The 20,386-nt window shown below is 63.6% G+C and carries 15 protein-coding genes; 7 read left to right on the top strand and 8 right to left on the bottom strand.

The genetic code is table 11. The features are described 5' to 3' along the window. Positions 1-7 precede the first annotated feature (7 nt). Positions 8-3,607, top strand: coding sequence for a transporter substrate-binding domain-containing protein (locus tag J7573_RS10980; protein ID WP_294334562.1), 3,600 nt, complete (start codon positions 8-10; stop codon positions 3,605-3,607). A 38-nt stretch (positions 3,608-3,645) separates the two neighbouring features. On the opposite strand, the gene J7573_RS10975 is transcribed toward J7573_RS10980, so the two are convergent. Then, positions 3,646-3,990, bottom strand: a complete 345-nt coding sequence (locus J7573_RS10975) for a YggL family protein (protein WP_085674884.1) — start codon at positions 3,988-3,990, stop codon at positions 3,646-3,648. Between the two features lie 187 nt (positions 3,991-4,177). Between J7573_RS10975 and dacB the strand changes: the two genes are divergently transcribed. Continuing rightward, positions 4,178-5,641: a D-alanyl-D-alanine carboxypeptidase/D-alanyl-D-alanine-endopeptidase gene (dacB, locus tag J7573_RS10970; protein ID WP_294334558.1), complete on the top strand. Its 1,464-nt coding sequence runs from the start codon at positions 4,178-4,180 to the stop codon at positions 5,639-5,641. 133 nt (positions 5,642-5,774) lie between these two features. On the opposite strand, the gene J7573_RS10965 is transcribed toward dacB, so the two are convergent. Next, positions 5,775-8,168 (bottom strand): diguanylate cyclase, encoded by a 2,394-nt coding sequence (locus tag J7573_RS10965; protein ID WP_294334556.1) that lies wholly within the window; start codon positions 8,166-8,168, stop codon positions 5,775-5,777. Between the two features lie 94 nt (positions 8,169-8,262). Continuing rightward, positions 8,263-10,455 carry a bifunctional 23S rRNA (guanine(2069)-N(7))-methyltransferase RlmK/23S rRNA (guanine(2445)-N(2))-methyltransferase RlmL gene (gene rlmKL, locus J7573_RS10960; RefSeq protein WP_294334554.1) on the bottom strand — a complete coding sequence of 731 codons (2,193 nt, stop codon included), beginning with the start codon at positions 10,453-10,455 and terminating at the stop codon, positions 8,263-8,265. Between the two features lie 563 nt (positions 10,456-11,018). Between rlmKL and J7573_RS10955 the strand changes: the two genes are divergently transcribed. Further along, entirely contained in the window at positions 11,019-11,234 is a 216-nt protein-coding gene (locus J7573_RS10955; RefSeq protein WP_079227119.1) for a ribosome modulation factor, read from the top strand. Between the two features lie 96 nt (positions 11,235-11,330). On the opposite strand, the gene J7573_RS10950 is transcribed toward J7573_RS10955, so the two are convergent. Further along, positions 11,331-12,356 carry a quinone-dependent dihydroorotate dehydrogenase gene (locus J7573_RS10950; RefSeq protein WP_294334552.1) on the bottom strand — a complete coding sequence of 342 codons (1,026 nt, stop codon included), beginning with the start codon at positions 12,354-12,356 and terminating at the stop codon, positions 11,331-11,333. A gap of 127 nt (positions 12,357-12,483) precedes the next feature. Here J7573_RS10950 and J7573_RS10945 point away from each other — a divergent pair, with 127 nt between their 5' ends. The 4 genes from J7573_RS10945 (at position 12,484) to J7573_RS10930 (ending at position 17,318) form a co-directional block, all read left to right on the top strand. Continuing rightward, a complete protein-coding gene (locus tag J7573_RS10945) occupies positions 12,484-13,686 on the top strand; it encodes a CmpA/NrtA family ABC transporter substrate-binding protein (protein ID WP_294334550.1) in 1,203 nt (400 codons plus the stop codon). Between the two features lie 11 nt (positions 13,687-13,697). Continuing rightward, positions 13,698-14,273, top strand: a complete 576-nt coding sequence (locus J7573_RS10940) for an ANTAR domain-containing protein (protein ID WP_110632488.1) — start codon at positions 13,698-13,700, stop codon at positions 14,271-14,273. 156 nt (positions 14,274-14,429) lie between these two features. Then, a complete protein-coding gene (locus J7573_RS10935; protein ID WP_294334547.1) occupies positions 14,430-15,641 on the top strand; it encodes a nitrate/nitrite transporter in 1,212 nt (403 codons plus the stop codon). A 9-nt stretch (positions 15,642-15,650) separates the two neighbouring features. Beyond that, entirely contained in the window at positions 15,651-17,318 is a 1,668-nt protein-coding gene (locus tag J7573_RS10930) for a bifunctional protein-serine/threonine kinase/phosphatase (protein ID WP_294334545.1), read from the top strand. A gap of 76 nt (positions 17,319-17,394) precedes the next feature. Here the strand turns inward: J7573_RS10930 and J7573_RS10925 are convergent, their stop codons facing one another. From J7573_RS10925 to J7573_RS10910, 4 genes are all read right to left on the bottom strand, one after another. Further along, a complete protein-coding gene (locus tag J7573_RS10925) occupies positions 17,395-18,432 on the bottom strand; it encodes an OmpA family protein (protein WP_294334543.1) in 1,038 nt (345 codons plus the stop codon). A gap of 110 nt (positions 18,433-18,542) precedes the next feature. Beyond that, positions 18,543-19,109, bottom strand: a complete 567-nt coding sequence (sigX, locus tag J7573_RS10920) for an RNA polymerase sigma factor SigX (protein WP_033696348.1) — start codon at positions 19,107-19,109, stop codon at positions 18,543-18,545. Positions 19,110-19,221: 112 nt separating this feature from the next. After that, on the bottom strand, positions 19,222-20,046 hold the full coding sequence (locus J7573_RS10915; RefSeq protein WP_159409471.1) for a mechanosensitive ion channel domain-containing protein: 825 nt from the start codon (positions 20,044-20,046) through the stop codon (positions 19,222-19,224). 2 nt (positions 20,047-20,048) lie between these two features. Then, entirely contained in the window at positions 20,049-20,312 is a 264-nt protein-coding gene (locus tag J7573_RS10910) for a CrfX protein (RefSeq protein ID WP_294334533.1), read from the bottom strand. Positions 20,313-20,386: the final 74 nt, after the last annotated feature.

Genomic DNA, 20,386 nt, shown 5'->3' with positions numbered 1-20,386 from the left:
GTCGTCAATGGTGCAATTGATCGCCTGCCTTGGGCTTGTCCTGACGCTGGCCTGCAACCTGGCACAGGCTTCATCACATGAAGTCGTGCCCTTTACGCTGCTGGCACGCTCTTCAACCATGCCACTGAGCCCGCCACTGACAGAACCGCAACGGCAATGGCTGCAGGGCCGACATGTCCTCATCCTCGGCACCTCGGCGCCCGACTATCCACCCTTCGACATCACCGGTGGCGGGCAGGTCTATCAGGGCCTCACCGCCGAATACGCCAACCTGATCGGCGAGGCACTGAACCTGCCGGTCCAGGTCATGCGCTACCCCAACCGGCAAGCGGCGGTCGAGGCGCTCAAACGGGGGGACATCGACCTGCTCGGCAGTGCCAATGGTTACGAAGCGGCAACCAAGGGACTGGCGCTTTCGCACCCCTATGCTATCGACCAACCCGTGCTGGTCACGCGGGAAGATGAAAGACGAACCCTCAACGGTGGCCTGGCGGGCATGCGCCTGGGCATGCTCGACCACTACCTGCCCCCGGAGAAAATCCATGCGGCCTACCCCAAGGCCGAAGTGCTGGCGTTCGGTTCTTCAACCCAGGCCCTCAACGCCGTGGCATTTGGCCAGGCCGACGTGTACATCGGCGACACCCTTTCCACACACTACCTGCTCAATCGCGGCCACCTGCCGCGCCTGCGCATGGCCAGTTTCGGCCAGCACGAAAACGTCGGTTTCAGCTTTGCCATGCGCGCTCAGGACGTGCACCTCAAGGCATTGGTGAATGCGACGCTCGACCGCCAGTCCAGCCCCGTGCGGGCCAGCCTTTTCAAACGTTGGAGTGCCGGCGGTGAACTGCTGCTGAGCGATCGCAAACTTCAGCTGACGCCCGAGGAGGAACAGTGGCTGCTGAGCCACCCGATCATGCAAGTCGCCATCGACGAAACGGCAGCACCACTGTCCTATTTCGATGGCAATGGCCATTTTCGCGGGATAACCGCCGACCTGCTTGACCTGATACGCCTGCGTACCGGCCTGCGCTTTGAGGTACAGCGGGCCAATGGCATCGCCGATTTGCTCGCCCGGCTGGAAAAAGGGCGCGTGAACATGATCGCCGCCCTTGCCAGCGACGGTACAACCGACAAACGCCTGCACCTGAGCCGGCCATACCTCGAAAGCCCACACGTGCTGGTCACCCGCGCCCAGGATGAACAGTACGGTTCACTGGAAGAACTGAACGGGCACCGGGTTGCCATTTCCCGCTACAGCAACCTGGACGACTTGCTGACAACCCATTTTCCACAGGTTGGATGGATCGAGACCGAGAGCCCCTTTTATTCCGTGGCGCTACTCAACAGTGGCGCCGTCGACGCCGTGATCACCCCCTTGATCGATGCCAACCACGCCGTGGCCGGCAACACCAACCTGACCATTCGCAGCACGGTGGGCAGCGAGCCGGCCGTCTTTTCCATGGCCACCAACAATCAGGACATGCCGCTTGCCTCGATCCTCGACAAGGCCCTGCTGAGTATTTCACCGGAGGAACTGGGGGTCATAAACAACCGTTGGCGCGGCTACGACGTGCATGAAGATGCCAGTTGGCCAAGCTTGCGACGCCTGATCCTGAAAGTGCTGCTGGGCACTGGCGTGTTACTGTTGCTGGCACTGATCTGGAATGCCCGTCTGCGGGGGCAGATCAAACAGCGCCAACGCGCCGAACGCGCACTGAACGATCAGCTGGAGTTCATGGGGGCGCTGCTCAACGGCACTCCGCACCCCATGTACGTGCGCGACCGGGAAGGCCACCTGCAAAGCTGCAATGCCAGCTACCTCGAAGCCGTCCAGTCCCGCCTTGAAGACGTGATTGGCAGGCGCCTGGATGAGGGCCAATTCGCGGGTGCCGAAAACACACCCCAGATCCAGGCCGACTACCAGCAGGTGATGGCTGCCGGTGTGCCACTGATCATCGACCGCCCTTTGCGCTTGAGGGATCGGGAAATCACCATCTACCACTGGATCCTGCCCTATCGCGATTCGCTGGGTGAAGTGCAAGGGATCATTGGCGGCTGGATCGACATCAGCGAGCGCCGCAAACTGGTTCAGGAACTACGCGAGGCCAAGCGCCTGGCCGACGACGCCAACCGCGCCAAGAGCACCTTCCTTGCCACCATCAGCCACGAGATCCGCACACCGATGAATGCGGTCATCGGCATGCTCGAACTGGCATTGAGGCGCGCCCGCCAGGGGCAGGTGGATCCGACCTCACTGGAAGTCGCCCATCACTCGGCCAGGGACCTGCTAGGCCTGATCGGCGATATCCTGGACATCGTGCGTATCGAGTCAGGCCACCTGTCCCTCAGCCCGGAAGCGGTCGACCCCGCCGTACTGGTCGAGTCGGTTGGCCGCGTATTCGATGGCCAGGCCCGGCAGAAAGGCCTGGCTCTGGACATCAGCATCAGCCCCAATGCCCGCTGCCACGGGTTGCTCGACCCACTGCGCTTCAAGCAGGTCTTGTCCAACCTTGTCAGCAATGCCATCAAGTTCACCGAGCGAGGGCAAGTCCATGTCACGCTCGGCTTGCGCGAAGAAGGCCCTGACGCCCCCCCAACGCTGGAGCTCGAGGTACGTGACAGCGGCATCGGCATTCATGACGATGACCTGCTGCGGCTGTTCAGCCCGTTCGTCCAGGCCAACCCACACAGCCAGGGTGCTCGTGCGGGTACCGGGCTGGGCTTGGCCATCTGCCGTAGCCTGTGCGAGATGATGGGTGGCAACCTGAGCATCAAGAGCCTTCCGGGGTTGGGCACACAGGTTCGCCTGATGATGCCGCTGGAGCTTATCGACGCCCCGGCGTCCCCCGTTTCCGAAGTCGAAGAGGTCGAACCCCCCGCCCCCGACCTCAAGGTACTGGTCATCGATGATCACCCTGCCAACCTGCTGTTGATGGCGCAGCAACTGGGCTATCTGGGGCTCAGCCATGCCAGCGCCAGCAATGGCCGCGAAGGCCTGGACAAATGGCGACACGCGCCGTTCGACGTACTGGTACTCGATTGCAACATGCCACACATGAACGGCTACCAGTTAGCCACCGCCGTTCGCAGCGAGGAACTCCAGAGCGGGCGCCCGCGTTGCGTCATCCTGGGCTATACGGCGAACGCACAACCCGAAGTCAGGCAAAAGTGCCTCAGCGCCGGCATGGACGATTGCCTGCTCAAGCCCATCAGTCTGCGTACCCTCAGCCAACGCCTGGCCAAGATTGCGCCCCATCGCCGGCCAGTGATTGCGCCACTGTTCAACCTGGCGGGCCTGGCCGGCATCGTCGGCAACAACGCCAGAAACCGTACCCGATTTCTCACTGCCGTGCACACAAGCCTAAAGGAAGACCTGGCACTGCTCATGGACCTTGATCCCCACCAGCAAGCCGCCGAGATTCGCGAGCAGGCGCACAAGATCCTCAGCGCGGCACGGCTGCTGGAAGCCAAGGGCATGATGAAGGCCTGCGAGGCCCTGGAGGAAGAACATTCGTCTGCAGCCTGCATCAAACTGCAGCGGCAGGGATTGGCACGGCATATGCGCCGAGTGGAGAAAGCGCTGGCCAGGGAACTGACCAGTGCTTGACTGAGCGACGCCCGTGCGGGGCGCCGCTCAAGCACGCATCAGGAAGCCGGGTTGATCGGCTTTTCCGGATACCAGGCGTCCAGCAGCGGGCTGACTTCGATGTTGGTCAGTTCGCTGCGGCCTTTGAGCCAGGCTTCGACAGTGGCGCGCTGCTCTTCGCTGACCGAACCGCGGTTGGCCAGGCAGACCAGGCCGAAGTCATCGCCGCCGACGTAGTCCAGGCCGTTGGCATCCATGGCTTCTGCCAGGAACGCGTCGAGGAAGGCATCGATGGCTTCGTCGGACAGGTCTTCCTTGAAACCCAGGTTCAGTTCGAAACCCAGCTCCTGGAATTCATCAACGCACAGCTTCTTGCGCAGACGACGGGAACGGTTGGTAGCCATGAAACAATCCTCTTGAGTATTAACGCGCGGCACTTTACCAGTTTCCGCGCTACAAAGGCGCTTTTCCGTCGAACGTGGCGCATGAACGCTGCGCTTGGGGCATAATGCGCTCTATATTTCATCCTGGGGTGATCATCTCTTACAGCCCCATTGTCTTTTCCCCTCGTCCGCAGGGTATTTAATCCATATGATCAAAAAGCTCCGTCCCCTCGTTCTCGCTGGCCTGCTGCTGCCGCTTGCCCTGCCCAGCCAGGCAGCTGCCGTCAACACCTCCCTGCCGCCGAAAGTCCAGCAGGCGCTCAAGGCCAACAAGCTGCAGGACAGTGCACTGTCGCTGGTCATGCTGCCGCTGAACGGCCCAGGCTCGGCCACCGTGTTCAACGCCGATGTATCGGTCAACCCGGCTTCGACCATGAAGCTGGTCACCACCTACGCCGCCCTTGAACTGCTCGGCCCGACCTTCCAGTGGAAAACCGAGTTCTACACCGATGGCACCCTGAGCAACGGTGTGCTCAATGGCAACCTGTACCTCAAGGGCGGCGGCGACCCCAAGCTGAACATGGAAAAGCTCTGGCTGTTGATGCGTGACCTGCGCGCCAATGGCGTACGCACCGTTACCGGCGACCTGGTGCTGGACCGCAGCCACTTCGTGCAACCCAACCTGCCGCAGTTCGACGATGACGGTGGCGACGTCAACAAGCCGTTCCTGGTCAAGCCCGACTCGCTGATGATCAACCTCAAGGCCCTGCGCTTCGTGACCCGCAACGACGGCGGCAAGGTCACCGTCGCGGTCGAGCCACCGATCGCCAGCATCCGCATCGACAACCAGGTCAAGGCCGTGGCCTCCAAGCAGTGCAGCGGCGACGTGCGCTATAACCCGGTGCCGCAACCCGACGGCATCAGCGTGACCGTCACCGGCCAGCTGGGCGATGGCTGCAACTCGCAGACCTACCTGTCGCTGCTTGACCACCCGACCTACGCTGCTGGCGCCGTGAGGGCCATCTGGAACGAGCTGGGTGGCAGCATCCAGGGCCGAGACCGCGTCGAAAACGTGCCAAAGAGCGCGCGCCTGCTGGCCCGGGCCTTCTCGCCCGACCTGGTGGAAGTGATCCGCGACATCAACAAGTACAGCAACAACACCATGGCCCAGCAGCTGTTCCTGAGCCTGGGCGCACAGTTCCGCACCGACGCCGATGGCGACGACGCCCGTGCCGCCCAGCGCGTGGTGCGCCAGTGGCTGGCGAAGAAGGGCATCACCGCGCCGCACCTGGTGATGGAGAACGGCTCCGGGCTGTCACGTGCCGAGCGGGTCAGCACCCGCGAGATGGCGGCGCTGCTGCAGGCGGCATGGAACAGCCCTTACTCGGCCGAGTTCATCAGCTCGATGCCGCTGGTGGGCATGGACGGCACCATGCGCAAACGCCTCAAGCGCACCGCCATGACCGGTGAAGGGCACATCAAGACCGGCACCCTGAACACCGTGCGGGCGATTGCCGGCTTCAGCCGCGACAGCAATGGCAATACCTGGGCGGTGGCGGCGATCCTCAACGATCCGAAGCCGTGGGGTGCCTCGCAGGTGCTCGACCAGGTGCTGCTGGACCTGTATCGCCAGCCGAAGCTGAACAACAGCGCGACTGCTGCCGCGCAATGATGCGTCGATAACCTGCACCGGCCTTTTCGCGGGTAAACCCGCTCCCACAGGTGCACCACAGGCTCCAGGCCTTGTGGCATCTCTGTGGGAGCGGGTTTACCCGCGAAGAGGCCGGTACAGGCAAAAAGCAATCTCAGGTCAGCTCTGCTTCAACCCGGTCCCGGCCGGCCTGCTTGGCCGCATACACCCCGGCATCCGCCCGCAACAGCAATGCATCAGCCCCCTCCCCCAGCCGCCACCCGGCCACGCCGAAGCTCGCAGTCACCTTGCCCACCCCTTCGACCGGCACACCGCGCACGCCTTGCCAGAGTTCCGTGGCCAGCATCCGCGCCTGTTCGGCATTGCTGCCCGGGCACAGCACCATGAACTCCTCCCCACCCAAGCGACAGAACACATCGGTGCGGCGCAAGCGCTGACCAATCCGTTGGCACAAGCTGCGTAACACATGGTCACCCACGGCATGGCCGTACTGATCGTTGATCCGTTTGAAATGATCAATGTCGAGCATGATCACGGCCAGGTCCAGCTCATCACGCTGGGCGCGGTCCAGCTCGACCTTGAGCCGCTCTTGGAAATAACGGCGGTTGTGGATACCGGTCAGCGCGTCGGTCACCGACAGTGCACGCAACTCCTCCTCGACCCCCTTGAGGTCGGAGATATCGGTGAGGTAGCCATGCCACAACGTGCAACCATTCTCGCCGGGCTCCGGCGTCGCTTCGCCGCGCACCCAGCGCAACCCGGCACGCGGCAGGCGCACCCGGTACTCTTCGCGCCACGGTGAAAGGTGTTCTGCGGAGTAGCGCACCGAACGGCGCACGCGCTCCAGGTCATCGGGATGAATGCGTTCGAATACCGCCGTGGCATCCTCGCGCAGCAACTGCAGGTCGACCTCGTAGATGTCGAACAGCCCCTGGCTGGCATAGGGGAAGCAAGAGTGACCATCGGCATCCAGCTGGTACTGATAGATCCCGCCAGGAACTTCCGCGCTGAGTTTCTCCAGCAAGCGATCACGCAGGGCCAACGCCTCGTGCACACGGCGCCGCTCGGTGACATCGATGCAGATGGCCAGGTAGCCGACCCACAGCCCTTGCTCGTCGAGCACGGCGGTCACCAGCATGTTGGCCAGCAAGTGGCTGCCATCCTTGCGCACCAGCGTCCACTCGCCCGGTTCGCCACCACTGTCCTGGATGGTCTCGGCGAACATCGCCTGACCACCGGCGATGTGCCGCCCATAGCGCAAGCTCAAGGCATGGGCGCGCTGGCTGAGCTCTTCAGGCATCACCAGGTCTTCCAGCTGCAGATGCCCGACGGCTTCACCGGCCGAATAGCCCAGCATGCGTTCAGCACCGGCGTTGAAGGTGCTGACCTCGCCCTTGAGGCTGGTCGCGATGATGGCCACCTGGGTTGCGGCATCCAGTACGCTGCGCAACTGGTTGTGGGTATCGCGCAACGATTGCTCGCTGACCCGCAGCTCTGCCGTGCGCTGCTCGACCAGGGTCAAGGCACGCTGGCGCTGGCTGAACAGGCTGTAGAGCAGCGCGCTCAGCAACAGGCTCAGCAAACCGCCGAGCAGCCCCACGGCCAGGACGGCGGCGGACTGGTTGGCCTGCATGAATGCCTGGCTCGGGCGAATGTCGAGCTGGAAATGGTGGTCGGCCAGGTGCAGCAACTGTGTGCTGACCAAGGCCAGTGCCGCCACCGGGTTCTGTGAATCGAACAGCACTTCATGGCCATCGCGCCCGCTCGGGTCGATGATGCGGACCACCAGATTGTCATTCGCAGCGACCGGCAGGCCTTCGGTGATCAACTGACGCATGTTCAGCAAGGCCATGACATAACCCGCTGGCGGGTCCTCAGGCCGTGCATCGGAGAACACCGGGGCTACCATCAGCAGCCCACGGGTAAAGCCGGGGGCGACGTTGAGCATGTCCAGCGGCTCGGAAACCGCCATGCTGCCGGGCTGCAATGCCCGCGCCAAGGTCTGCTCGCGGGCCGGCTGGCTGCGCAGGTCGAGCCCGTAGGGTTGCCCCTGCAAATGGTCGGCCTGGGTGTAGAGCACCGGGTAGTAATGGTCGCGCCGTGGCGAGGGGTGCCAGTTGCCTGCGCCATCCACCTCGCGGATCAGGTAATCCTGCCCCAACCAGATGCTCGCCTGGCGCTCGAACTCGCGCCGCTGCCCTGCCTCGACCCGTGGCGCCCAGGAATAGGCCTGGGTCCGCTGCAGCAAGGGCCGGGCGTAGCCATCGAACTCGCTCGGGGTGACTTCGTTGGAGTAGGTGAAGAAGCGCCGCAAGCCGTCCAGGCGTTGCTCCTGGTCGTCGAAACGCTCGGCGATGCGGCTATGGCGCTCGCTGGCCAGCAGCTCGAAGCGCTGGCGCAACTGCTGTTTGTAGAAGGCCTGCGCGGCCAGCGCCAGGCCGACCGACAGCAGGACGCCGGCGACCAACGCCACTAGCGCCACCGCCCAGGCAGCCATCGCCTCGCTGCACAGGCCCAGCACCTTCGCACGCACGCCCCACTTCGACATAGATCGATCTCATCACGTCAGCGTCCTGCGAATTCTCTGGCCCTGTGCTGAGTTATAGCTATTGGCCATTAGGCACGCAATGCGCCTCGTCGAATTAACGCAATTGCAGGCGCCAGGCGCGGTGAATGCGGTTATTGCGGGCGAAGTCCGGGTCCAGGGTCTGGGCGCTGATTTCTTCCACGGCATAGCGCGTGCTCACATGCTCGTCGAGCTGGAACTTGCGGAAGTTGTTGGAGAAATACAGCACGCCACCCGGTGCCAGGCGGGCCATGGCCAGGTCGAGCAGTTGCACATGGTCGCGCTGGACGTCGAACACCCCTTCCATGCGTTTGGAGTTGGAGAAGGTCGGCGGGTCGATGAAGATCAGGTCGTAGCTGTCGCGGTTGGCTTCCAGCCAGGCCATGACATCACCCTGCTCCAGGCGGTTACGCTCGGAGAAGCCGTTCAGCGACAGGTTGCGCCGCGCCCAGTCCAGGTAGGTTTTCGACAGGTCGACACTGGTGGTGCTGCGTGCACCGCCCTTGGCCGCGTGCACGGTGGCCGTGGCGGTGTAGCAGAACAGGTTGAGGAAGCGCTTGCCGTTGGCCTCGCGCTGGATGCGCATGCGCATCGGGCGGTGGTCGAGGAACAGCCCGGTGTCGAGGTAGTCGGTCAGGTTGACCAACAGCTTGACACCGCCTTCGTTCACTTCCTGGAAGCGACCTTCGGTAGCCTGGCGCTCGTACTGGCGAGTGCCGCTCTGGCGCTCGCGACGCTTGAGCACCACACGCTGCGGGTCGATGTTCAGTGCCTGGGGGATCGCCGCCAGGGCATCGAGCAGGCGTGCCTGGGCCTTGTCCGGGTCGATCGAGCGGGGGGCGGCGTACTCCTGCACGTGCACCCAGTCCTGGTAGAGGTCGACTGCCAGGGCGTACTCAGGCATGTCGGCATCGTACAGGCGGTAGCAGTTGACCTGCTCACGGCGGGCCCACTTGCCGAGCTGCTTGAGGTTCTTCTGCAGGCGGTTGGCGAACATCTGTGCGCCTTCCGACAGGCGTGCCGGCTCGCTGGCAACCGCCGCAGGGCGGCGGACCTCACCATTGTCGGCCTGAGCCTCGCGGCGCTCGCCGGTGACGAACTGGTCAGGCTGGACCTTGAACAGCAGCAGCTTGCACGGCAACGCACCGTTCCAGAAGGCATATTGCTTGTGGCTGCGGATGCCCATGCGCTTGCCCAGCTCCGGTGCGCCGGTGAACACCGCCGCTTCCCAGCCCATGCAGGCCTGACGCAGGCGTTCGCCAAAGTTCTGGTAGAGGTACAACAGGCTGGCCTCGTCACCCAGGCGCTCGCCGTACGGCGGGTTGCTGATGACCAGGCCTTTCTGGTTCTGGTCCGGGCGTGGCTCGAAGGTGCTGACTTCGCCCTGGTAGATCTTCACCCAGTCGCCCAGGCCTGCACGCTCGACGTTGTTGCGCCCCGGCTGGATCAACCGCGGGTCGGCTTCATAACCGCGAATCCACAGTGGCGGCTTGGCCAGGCCGGCCTGCGCGCGGGCCAGGCCCTCTTCGTGGACCTTGCGCCAGGTGGCCGGCACATGGCCGAGCCAGGCACTGAAGCCCCAGCGTTCACGCTTGAGGTTGGGCGCGATATCGGCGGCGATCATCGCTGCCTCCACCAGGAAGGTACCCACACCGCACATCGGGTCGGCCAGGGCGCCGCCCTCGGCAGCAATGCGCGGCCAGCCGGCGCGGATCAGCACCGCAGCCGCGAGGTTTTCCTTCAGTGGCGCGGCGCCTTGCTGCAGGCGGTAGCCACGCTGGTGCAGGCTGTGGCCGGACAGGTCGAGCGAGAGGATCGCCTCGCCACGGTCCAGACGCAGGTGCACGCGCACATCCGGGTCGACCTTTTCCACCGACGGGCGCAGGCCCTCACGGTTGCGCAGCTTGTCGACGATCGCATCCTTGACCTTGAGCGCACCGAAATGGGTGTTGTCGATGCCCGAGCCATGGCCGCTGAACTCCACCGCCAGGGTACCGTCGGCAGCCAGGTGGTCGGCCCAGTCGACAGCATGCACGCCATCGTAAAGGTCGTCGGCGTTCTTCATCGAGAAGCGCTTGAGCACCAGCAACACGCGGTTGGCCAGGCGCGACCAGAGGCACAGGCGGTAGGCGGTTTCCATGTCGGCGGCGCCGCGAATGGCCGAGGTGTGCTCACGCACATCATCGAGGCCGAGGCCTCGGGCCTCTTCGGCAAGCAGGCCTTCCAGGCCTTTGGGGCAGGTGAGATAGAGTTCGAAACGGTCCGACATGAGTATTCCAGCGCCTTGGGCTATGTAAGTGACGAGGCGACGCATCGCCTGGCCGATGTTTGCCCGAACACCCTTCCAGCAAGCGTCCGAGTGGCCTTCCCCGCTGCATCAGCGCAGCCGAGGGGCCGGGCCGCCTGATCGATCCGCTGCTCGCCAGGTGGCAAAAACAGCTTAGATCATCAGGCAGTACCAATAATTTCCGTCGACTTCGGGGCCGGTGTGACCCTTCGTCGCATTACCAAATATTTCTGTCATCCCGCAGCAACGCTGGCGAAATGACGTCAAGGTTCGGCAAACCCTGATCACAGCAGGCTCAACGTCAAACAAGGTTGAGTCGCATTTATTTACTTATCCCTTCACCCTTGGAAAGGTTACGTGCTTATGACAAATCGATCATTCACACGGTGACCTGCATTCGATAGAACTGGTCTCAGGCCGCTTCGCAACGAGGCGGCACCTTCAGCTCGCCACGCCGGCAGCGAGCGCAAAACCGGCAGAAAGACTCTGCCCGGCCTCGGAGAGGCCGACGGGACATTACAGTCAACAAGTGAGGGCAACACCCTATGAGAAGACTTAAGCGTGATCCGTTGGAAAGAGCATATTCACGTGGCTACCAATACGGGGTCACCGGCAAATCCCGCGAACTTTGCCCCTTTACTCTTCCTTCAGTTCGCCAAGCCTGGATCAACGGCTGGCGCGAAGGTCGCGGTGATAACTGGGACGGAATGACTGGCACCGCTGGCATCCATAGACTCAACGAAAATCACGCCGTTGGCTGAACGAGGACACTGAATTCGAGTTACCATGCGCGCCCTATCCGGGCGGCGGGCTTCGGCCCAGGGGCCCCTTGACGGGGCCCTTTTTTATGCCCGCCTTCAGGCCTTGGGCATTGCCGCGATCGCATCCACCGCTTCGCGAATCAGTGCCGGGCCCTTGTAGATGAAGCCCGAGTAGATCTGCACCAGGCTCGCCCCAGCGGCGATTTTCTCTGCCGCATGACGGCCTTCGGTAATGCCACCGGCGGCGATGATTGGCAGCTTGCCACCCAGCTCGCCCGCCAGCACCTTCACTATATGTGTGCTCTTCTCCAGCACTGGCGCGCCCGACAGGCCACCGGCCTCGCCACCGTGCTCCAGCCCTTCGACACCCTCGCGACCCAGGGTGGTGTTGGTGGCAATCACCGCATCCATTCCCGATTCCATCAGTGCCGAGGCCACCAGTGCGGTTTCCTCGTCGCTCATGTCCGGCGCGATCTTGATCGCCAGCGGTACGCGCTTGCCTTGCTCGGCGGCCAGCTGCTCACGGCGCTCGGCAAGGGCATCGAGCAGCTGCTTGAGCGAGTCGCCGAACTGCAGGCTGCGCAGGCCCGGAGTGTTCGGCGAGCTGACGTTGACGGTGATATAGCTGGCTTCGCCATAAACCTTGTTCAGGCAGATCAGGTAGTCGTCGACCGCACGCTCGACCGGGGTATCGAAGTTCTTGCCGATGTTGATGCCCAGCACACCGTCGTAGCGCGAAGCACGCACGCGCTCGAGCAGGTGATCGACGCCCAGGTTGTTGAAGCCCATGCGGTTGATGATCGCCGTCGCCTGCGGCAGGCGGAACAAGCGTGGCTTGGGGTTGCCCGGCTGCGGACGCGGGGTCACGGTACCGATCTCGACAAAGCCGAAGCCCAGCTGGGCAAAGCCGTCGATGGCCGCGCCGTTCTTGTCCAGGCCCGCCGCCAGCCCCACCGGGTTGGCGAAGTTCAAGCCCATCACGGTCACTGGCAACGCGGCCGGCTGCTTGCACAGCACACCGTTGAGCCCAAGCCGGCCACCGGCGCCGATCAGGTCCAGGGACAGGTCATGGGAGGTTTCCGGGGAAAGCTTGAACAGCAGCTGGCGGGCCAGGGTATACATGGGCGGGCAAGGCTCGGGGTGAGTGAGGCAGCGATTATAGCCAGCGCGCGCCCGGCATGACAGGGGCTTGGCACATGGGTTGCTACTTCCCTTGCCTACAGCCTGTTCAGTTCGGCCGAGGACCTTCGTGAATACAGCACCTCTAGCCTGGGTAAACGGCAGCGACGCGCCGGAGAAACCCAGCCTCAACATCGGCTACATGGCCCTGACCGATTGCGCCTCGGTGGTGGTCGCCGCCACCCAGGGTTTCGCCCAGCAGCACGGCCTGACCCTCAACCTCAAACGCCAGGGTTCCTGGGCCGGCCTGCGCGACAAGCTGGCCAGCGGCGAGCTGGACGCCGCCCATTGCCTCTACGGCCTGGTCTACGCCGTGCACCTGGGGATCGGCGGCGTGCCGGCGAGCGACCTGGCGGTGCTCATGGGGCTGAACCAGAATGCCCAGGCCATCAACCTGTCGCCAGCCCTGCAGCGCAAGGGCGTGACCAGCCCTGAGGCACTGGCGCAACAGGTGCACCAGCATGGCGCACGGCTGACCTTCGCCCAGACCTTCCCCACCGGCACCCATGCCATGTGGCTGTATTATTGGCTGGCCAGCCAGGGCATCCACCCGCTGCATGACGTCACCAGCGTGGTGGTGCCGCCGGCACAGATGGCGGCGCATATCCAGGCCGGGCGCATCGACGGTTTCTGCGTCGGCGAGCCTTGGGCCGCTGCCGCCATCAGCCAGGGCCAGGGTTTCACCCTGGCCACCAGCCAGTCGATCTGGCCCGACCACCCGGAGAAGGTACTGGCCTGCACCCGCGCCTTCGCCGAGCACAACCCCAATAGCGCACGCGCACTGGTCAAGGCGGTACTCGCTGCCAGCCGGTTCATCGAACAGAGCCCGGAGAACCTGCGCAGCACCGCGCAACTGCTCAGCGGCAGCGCCTACCTCGACACACCGCTCGAGAACGTCGAGCCGCGCCTGCTGGGCAACTATCAGGACGGCCTGGGCAACGCCTGGCACGACCGGCACGCCCTGCGCCTGTTCGACCAGGGCCGCGCCAACCTGCCTTACCTGTCGGACGGCATGTGGTTCATGACCCAGTTCCGCCGCTGGGGCCTGCTGCGTGACGACCCCGACTACCTCGGCGTTGCCCGCCAGGTGCAGCAATTGACGTTGTACCGCGAGGCCGCCGACGCACTCGGCGTACCCTGCCCCGAGTCAGCCATGCGCAGCAGCCTGCTGATCGACGGCACGCGCTGGGACGGCACGGACCCATATGCCTACGCCCGCAGCTTCCGCCTGCACGCCCTGGGCCATGCGCCCGATGCCCAAGTCGGTCTGTGAGGGCCATCACCATGCTGCGCATCCTGCTGATCGACGACACCCAGAAGAAGGTTGGCCGCCTCAAGGCCGCACTGCGCGAAGCCGGATTCGAAGTGATCGAGGCTCCAGACCTGACCATCGACCTGCCTGCCTGCGTCGAAACGGTGCGTCCGGACGTGGTGCTGATCGATACCGACTCGCCCGACCGTGACGTGATGGAACAGGTGGTGCTGGTCAGCCGCGACCAGCCACGGCCGATCGTGCTGTTCACCGACGAGCATGACCCGGCGGTGATGCGCCAGGCGATCCAGGCCGGCGTCAGCGCCTACATCGTCGAAGGCATCCATGCGGCGCGGCTGCAGCCCATTCTCGATGTCGCCATGGCACGCTTCGAGAGCGACCAGGCGCTCAAGGCCCAGCTGTTGGCCCGCGACCAGCAACTGGCCGAGCGCAAGCGCATCGAGCAGGCCAAGGGGCTGCTGATGAAGATGAAAGACTGCAACGAGGAACAGGCCTACACCCTGATGCGTCGGCAGGCCATGAGCCGGCAGCAGAAGCTCATCCAAGTGGCCGAGCAGATCATCGCCATGCATGAAATGCTCGGTTAACCGAGTTGGCCCAGCTCTTGCTGAAGACATTTCACCGGTAGCCAACGGCGGTTGCCTCATAAAACTCCCGACAAAGACGTCGCCCTCCCTTCCACGCCAGTGGACCGGGAAGCGGCGTCTTTTTCGTTTCCGCTGCATTGCCGAGTGAGGTGTTCGATGAGTACCAGCTTCTGGAAATCCGGGCATGTGCCCACGCTGTTCGCCGCGTTCCTGTATTTCGACCTGAGCTTCATGGTCTGGTACCTGCTTGGCCCACTGGCGGTGCAGATCGCCGCCGACCTGCAACTGAGTGCCCAGCAGCGCGGCCTGATGGTGGCTACGCCGATCCTTGCCGGTGCGGTGCTGCGCTTCGTCATGGGTGTGCTGGTCGATCGACTGTCGCCGAAAACCGCCGGCCTGATCGGCCAGGTGATCGTCATCGTCGCCCTGGCCGGCGCCTGGTACCTGGGCGTGCACACCTATGAGCAAGCGCTGTTGCTGGGTGTATTCCTCGGTGTTGCCGGTGCTTCGTTCGCCGTGTCGTTGCCGCTCGCCTCGCAGTGGTATCCACCGCAGCATCAGGGCAAGGCCATGGGTATCGCGGGTGCGGGCAACTCCGGCACCGTGTTCGCCGCCCTGCTGGCTCCGGTGCTGGCCGCCGGGTTTGGCTGGAACAATGTGTTCGGCTTTGCCGTGCTCCCGCTGCTGCTGACCCTGGCGCTGTTCGCCCTGCTTGCCCGCAATGCCCCGCAGCGGCCCAAGCCCAAGGCAGCAGCCGACTACCTCAAGGCCTTGGGCGACCGTGACAGCTGGTGGTTCATGTTCTTCTACAGCGTCACCTTCGGCGGCTTCATCGGCCTGGCCAGCGCCCTGCCCGGCTACTTCAGCGACCAGTATGCCCTGAGCCCGGTTACCGCCGGCTACTACACCGCCGCCTGCGTGTTCGCCGGCAGCTTGATGCGCCCGTTGGGTGGCGCCCTGGCCGACCGCTTCGGCGGCATCCGCACGCTGCTCGGCATGTACAGCGTGGCTGCCATCTGCATCGCGGCAGTGGGCTTCAACCTGCCAAGTGCCGCAGCCGCCCTGGCGCTGTTCGTCAGCGCGATGCTTGGCCTCGGCGCTGGCAATGGCGCGGTGTTCCAGTTGGTACCTCAACGCTTCCGCCAGGAGATCGGCGTGATGACCGGACTGATCGGCATGGCCGGTGGCATCGGCGGCTTCCTGCTGGCGGCAGGGCTCGGTGCCATCAAGCAGCACACCGGCGACTATCAGCTGGGCCTGTGGCTGTTCGCCAGCCTTGGCCTGCTCGCCTGGTTCGGCCTGCACGGGGTCAAGCAACGCTGGCGCACCACCTGGGGCTCGGCAGCGGTTACCGCTGCGCGGGTCTGAGGCACGACGATGAGCCTGCAGCTCAGCTTCGCCCAGGCCAGCGCCACCGGGCCACGCACGGAGAACCAGGACGCCCTGCGCCTGGTCACGCCGGCACCGGAACTGGCCGCCAGCAAGGGCTACCTGTTCGCCCTCGCCGATGGCGTCAGCCAGTGCGCCGACGGTGGCCTGGCAGCCCGCGCCAGTCTGCAGGCGCTGGCCATGGACTATTACGCCACGCCTGCCACCTGGGGCGTGGCCCAGGCCCTGGACCGCCTGCTACTGGCGCAGAACCGTTGGTTGCGCGCCCAGGGCAGCCAGCCGCTGCTGACCACACTGAGCGCCCTGGTGCTGCGCGGGCGCCGCTTCACCCTGGCGCACGTGGGTGATTGCCGGGCCTACCGCTGGCACGCTGGCCGCCTGCAATGCCTGAGCGAAGACCACGTCTGGGACCAGCCCGGCATGCAGCATGTACTCAAGCGCGCACTGGGCCTGGACCAGCACTTGCTGGTCGACTATCTGGAAGGCGAACTGCAGGCCGGCGAATGCTACCTGCTGCTCAGCGACGGCGTCTGGGCCAGCCTCGGCGACCAGCACATCCAGGCCGTATTGCGCGAGCAGCCCGACCTGCAGTCGGCCGCCGACACCCTGGTTGCCAGCGCCCATCACAACGGCAGCCAGGACAACGCCAGCGCCTTGCTGGTGCGGATCGAGCAGCTGGGCACGGCCAACCTCGGCGACACCCTGGCGCAACTGCAGCAATGGCCATTGCCTGGCCCGCTGCGCGAGGGCCAGGCGCTCGATGGCTGGCTGGTCGAGACGCGCCTGGCACACAGTCGCCAGTCGCTGCTTTACCGTGTGCGCGATACCCAGGGCCAACCCTGGCTGCTGAAAACCCTGCCCGGCGAGCGCGAACAGGAACCCGGCGCCGCCCAGGGCCTGCTGCTGGAAGAGTGGTTCCTGCGCCGCGTAGCTGGCCGTCACTTCCCCGAACTGCATGCCGCAAGCCAGCGCCAGCACCTGTACTACGTGATGCGCGAACACAGCGGCAAGACCCTCGCCACCCAGCTTGCCGAACAGGGTCCGCTGGCACTGGCACAGTGGCTGGAAATCGCCCGCCAGCTACTGCAGGCCGTTGGCGTGCTGCACCGGCGCAACCTGCTGCACCGCGACATCAAACCGGAAAACCTGCACCTGGGGGATGATGGCCAGGTACGTCTGCTGGACTTTGGCCTGGCGTACTGCCCAGGCCTGTCCCAGGAGCCGACGCACGAACTGCCCGGCACACCCTCGTACCTCGCGCCGGAAGCCTTCGACGACCAGCCACCGAGCCCGCGCCAGGACTTGTACGCCGTCGGCGTTACGCTCTATCGGTTGTTGACCGGGCATTATCCATACGGGGAAATCGAGGCCTTCCAGCGCCCGCGCTTTGGTCAGGCCGTAAACCCTTCCCGTTATCGCCCCGACCTGCCCGAATGGCTCCAGCACAACCTGCAGCAAGCCGTTGCCGTGGACCCGGCGCAACGCTTCGAAACCGCCGAACAATGGTTGCTGTTGCTCGAACGCGGTGACCGCCAGGAGCTGCCAAACCGCCCCCGCCCATTGCTTGAGCGTGAGCCGTTGAAGGTCTGGCGCACCTTGGCCCTGCTGTCCCTGCTGCTCAACCTGATACTGCTGCTCGCCCTGCTCAAGGGCTGACGCGCCCTGAAACCACAAACTGCAGGCAAAGAAAAACCCGGCCGAGGCCGGGTTTTTCATTGAAGCTTCAAACCAATTACTTGGCCTGGGCTTCTACCTGAGCTTCAACGCGACGGTTGATAGCGCGGCCTTCTTCGGTGGCGTTGTCGGCAACCGGACGGGTTTCGCCGTAGCCAACCGACTGAACGCGGCTGGACTCAACACCGTACTGCTGGGTCAGAACCTGCTTCACAGCATTGGCACGACGCTCGGACAGCTTCTGGTTGTAAGCGTCTGGACCGACGGAGTCAGTGTGACCTTCAACCACGGTGGTGGTCTGTGGGTACTGCTTCATGAAGTCAGCCAGGTTCTTGATGTCGCCGTAGCTGTTTGGCTTGACGACCGACTTGTCGAAGTCGAACTTGACGTCCAGCTCAACGCGAACGACTTCGGCAACAGCCGGGCAGCCATCAGCGTCAACGGTAACGTTGGCTGGGGTGTCTGGGCACTTGTCGACGTTGTCGCAAACGCCGTCGTTGTCGGAGTCGGAGCAGACTTCAGCCACTGGAGCCGGAGCAGCAGCAACCTTGCCACCGCTGCCACCGAAGTTCAGACCAACACCAACGCTTGGGCCCCACTCGGTGTAGCCGCCGTCGATGTTGTAGTTGGCTTCAACGCCGGCACGGGCGAAGAACATGTCGGTGATGTACCACTTGGCGCCAGCGCCAACGTTGGCGAAGGTGGAGTGGTCGCGGCCGCTACGAGTGGCCTGGCCCAGGCTCTCGTGAGCGAAGCCGGCGGAAACGTATGGACGCAGAGCGTCGCCGACGGTACCGAAGTGGTAGGTAGCGTCCAGCTTGGCCTTGGAACCTTTGATGTCTTTGTTGCCGTCATCGCCACGAGCGTTGTGAGTCTCGTTGTAGCCCAGGTCCAGGGATACGTCGTCAGTCAGGAAGTAGCCCAGACGAACGCCAGGATTGGTGCCGTCGTTCTTGAAGTTACGTTCGCTGTCGTAGTACTGCTTGGTAACGTTACCTTCGATCTCGACTGCGCCCTGGCCTTGAGCCATAACGCCGAACGAAGTAGCTGCGACGAGCGAGCCAATGGCCAAGCCCAAGGTGTTTTTCAATTTCATCCGTTAAATCCCCATCTGGTGATAGTTAAGCAGTCCCACCAACATCCGGGGGACAACTCGACGGCAAGTCTAGCAGAACTCGCCGATCCGTTAGAGATATTTACAAGGGACTAAGTTTCATCCAGCCCTGCAAATTTCTCACGAAGCTTGTCTAGCGCGCGCTTGTAGCGCATTTTCGTTGCGCTCAAGCCCATGTGCATGATATCGGCGATTTCCTGAAACTCCAGCTCTGCGACAAAACGCAGCACCAGAATTTCCCGATCGATCGGGTTCACATGCACCAGCCACTTGTCCAGCCCGCCTTTCTCTTCCGGTTTCGGAGCCTTCTCTTCGGACGCCTCTTCTACAGGGTCCAGACTCAAGGCATCCATCAACCGGCGTTTACGACGCTCCTTGCGGTACTGGGTAATGCATTCGTTGTAGGTAATGCTGTAGAGCCAGGTCTTGAACTTGGACTTGCCCTCGAAGTTCTTCAGACCGTAGAGCACCTTCAGCATCACTTCCTGACAGACATCGTCAGCGTCGCGGTCGTTCCCCAGGTAACGCGCACAGACGTTGAACAGGGTCCGCTGGTAGCGCCGCATGAGTTCCTCATAGGCGCGGGTTACGTGATACAGCTCCTCATGCGAACGCGCCACCAACTCTTCGTCGGTGAGTTCGCGGGGGTCATAACGCATGGGCGGCGAATGAACTTTATTCAAAACGGATCTGGCCGACAGTCAGGTCAATGTCGCCGCTCAGCCCCCTGGGCTGATTTCGCGGCGGCATACATTAACAGCTTTTGTGCGGTTAGCGGCTATTGACTCGCTGCTCGAGGAGCACGCGATTGGACAGCGACACCAGTTCGCCATCATCGGTCAACAGCGTCGTCTTGACCGTGCCGATCTCTTCGATCATTCCTTCAACCTCTCCAATCCGCACCTGCTGGCCGACCTGGTAGAGTTCGCGAACATAGATTCCGGCCAGGATCTGCCCGGCAATTTCGCGGCTGCCAAGGCCCATGGCAAGCGCAACGGCCAGACCAACGGTAATCAGGCCAATGACGATCACGTGGTTGAGCAGGTCGGTCTTGACCTCCAGCTGGCTGATGGCCACCGAGATGCTGATGATGATCACCAGGCCCTGGGTGATGCGCCCCAGGCCCGCGGAGTATTCCAGACCGATACCTTCGGCCGCGCCGCGCACCAGGCCGTTGGCCACCTGCGCCAGCAACACGCCGGCCAGCAGTACCAGGGCTGCGCCAAACACCTTGGGCAGGTACAGGGCGAGCATGTCGAGGGTTGCCGAAACCCGCTCCAGGCCCAGCGACTCAGCGGCCGAGACGAGGAATATCAGCAATACGAACCAGTAGACGACCTTGCCGATCAAGGTCGAGATCGGCACCTGGATGCCAACCCGGCCAAGCATCTTGGTTGCCCCGGTGCCGGCCATCAGGCGGTCGAGGCCGAACTTGGCCAGGAGTTTGGAAAGCAGCGTGTCGAGCAGCTTGGCCACCACAAAACCGAGCAGCACCACGACCAGCGCGCCGAACAGGTTGGGGATGAAGTTCGCTACCTTGGTCCATAGGGCGGTCATCGCAGTAACCAGGCTCTGGGTCCAGAGATCGAGTTCCATATTCAATCGGCCTTATCTGCTTTGCTGCCAGTGGCAGCGTTGCGGGTAGAGTGTCGACGCACCGGCGCAACGTGCGCCGAGCCATTGTTCACGGCGATCAGCAGCGCCTGGCTCCAGCGGCCAAGCAGGCTGAACAGATCACCGGCACCGACCTGGCGGTTGGCGGTTTTGAGCACGCGACCCAGGCACGCGGCATCGTCTCGCTCCTCACCGGAGGGCGATGCCTTGAGCAGGTCACGCAGGGATTCTTCAAACGGATCGTGCATATGCACCTCGCGCAGTGTCACTCAGAGACGAGGTGGCCGGGCGATGGGTCACACATCGCAGTGGAACGAATGTT

Origin of the sequence: Pseudomonas sp. (assembly GCF_017744435.1) — a bacterium.
GTDB lineage: Bacteria > Pseudomonadota > Gammaproteobacteria > Pseudomonadales > Pseudomonadaceae > Aquipseudomonas.
The sequence above is the reverse complement of the archived record's forward strand: the minus strand, read 5'-3'. Positions and strand labels throughout refer to the sequence as shown.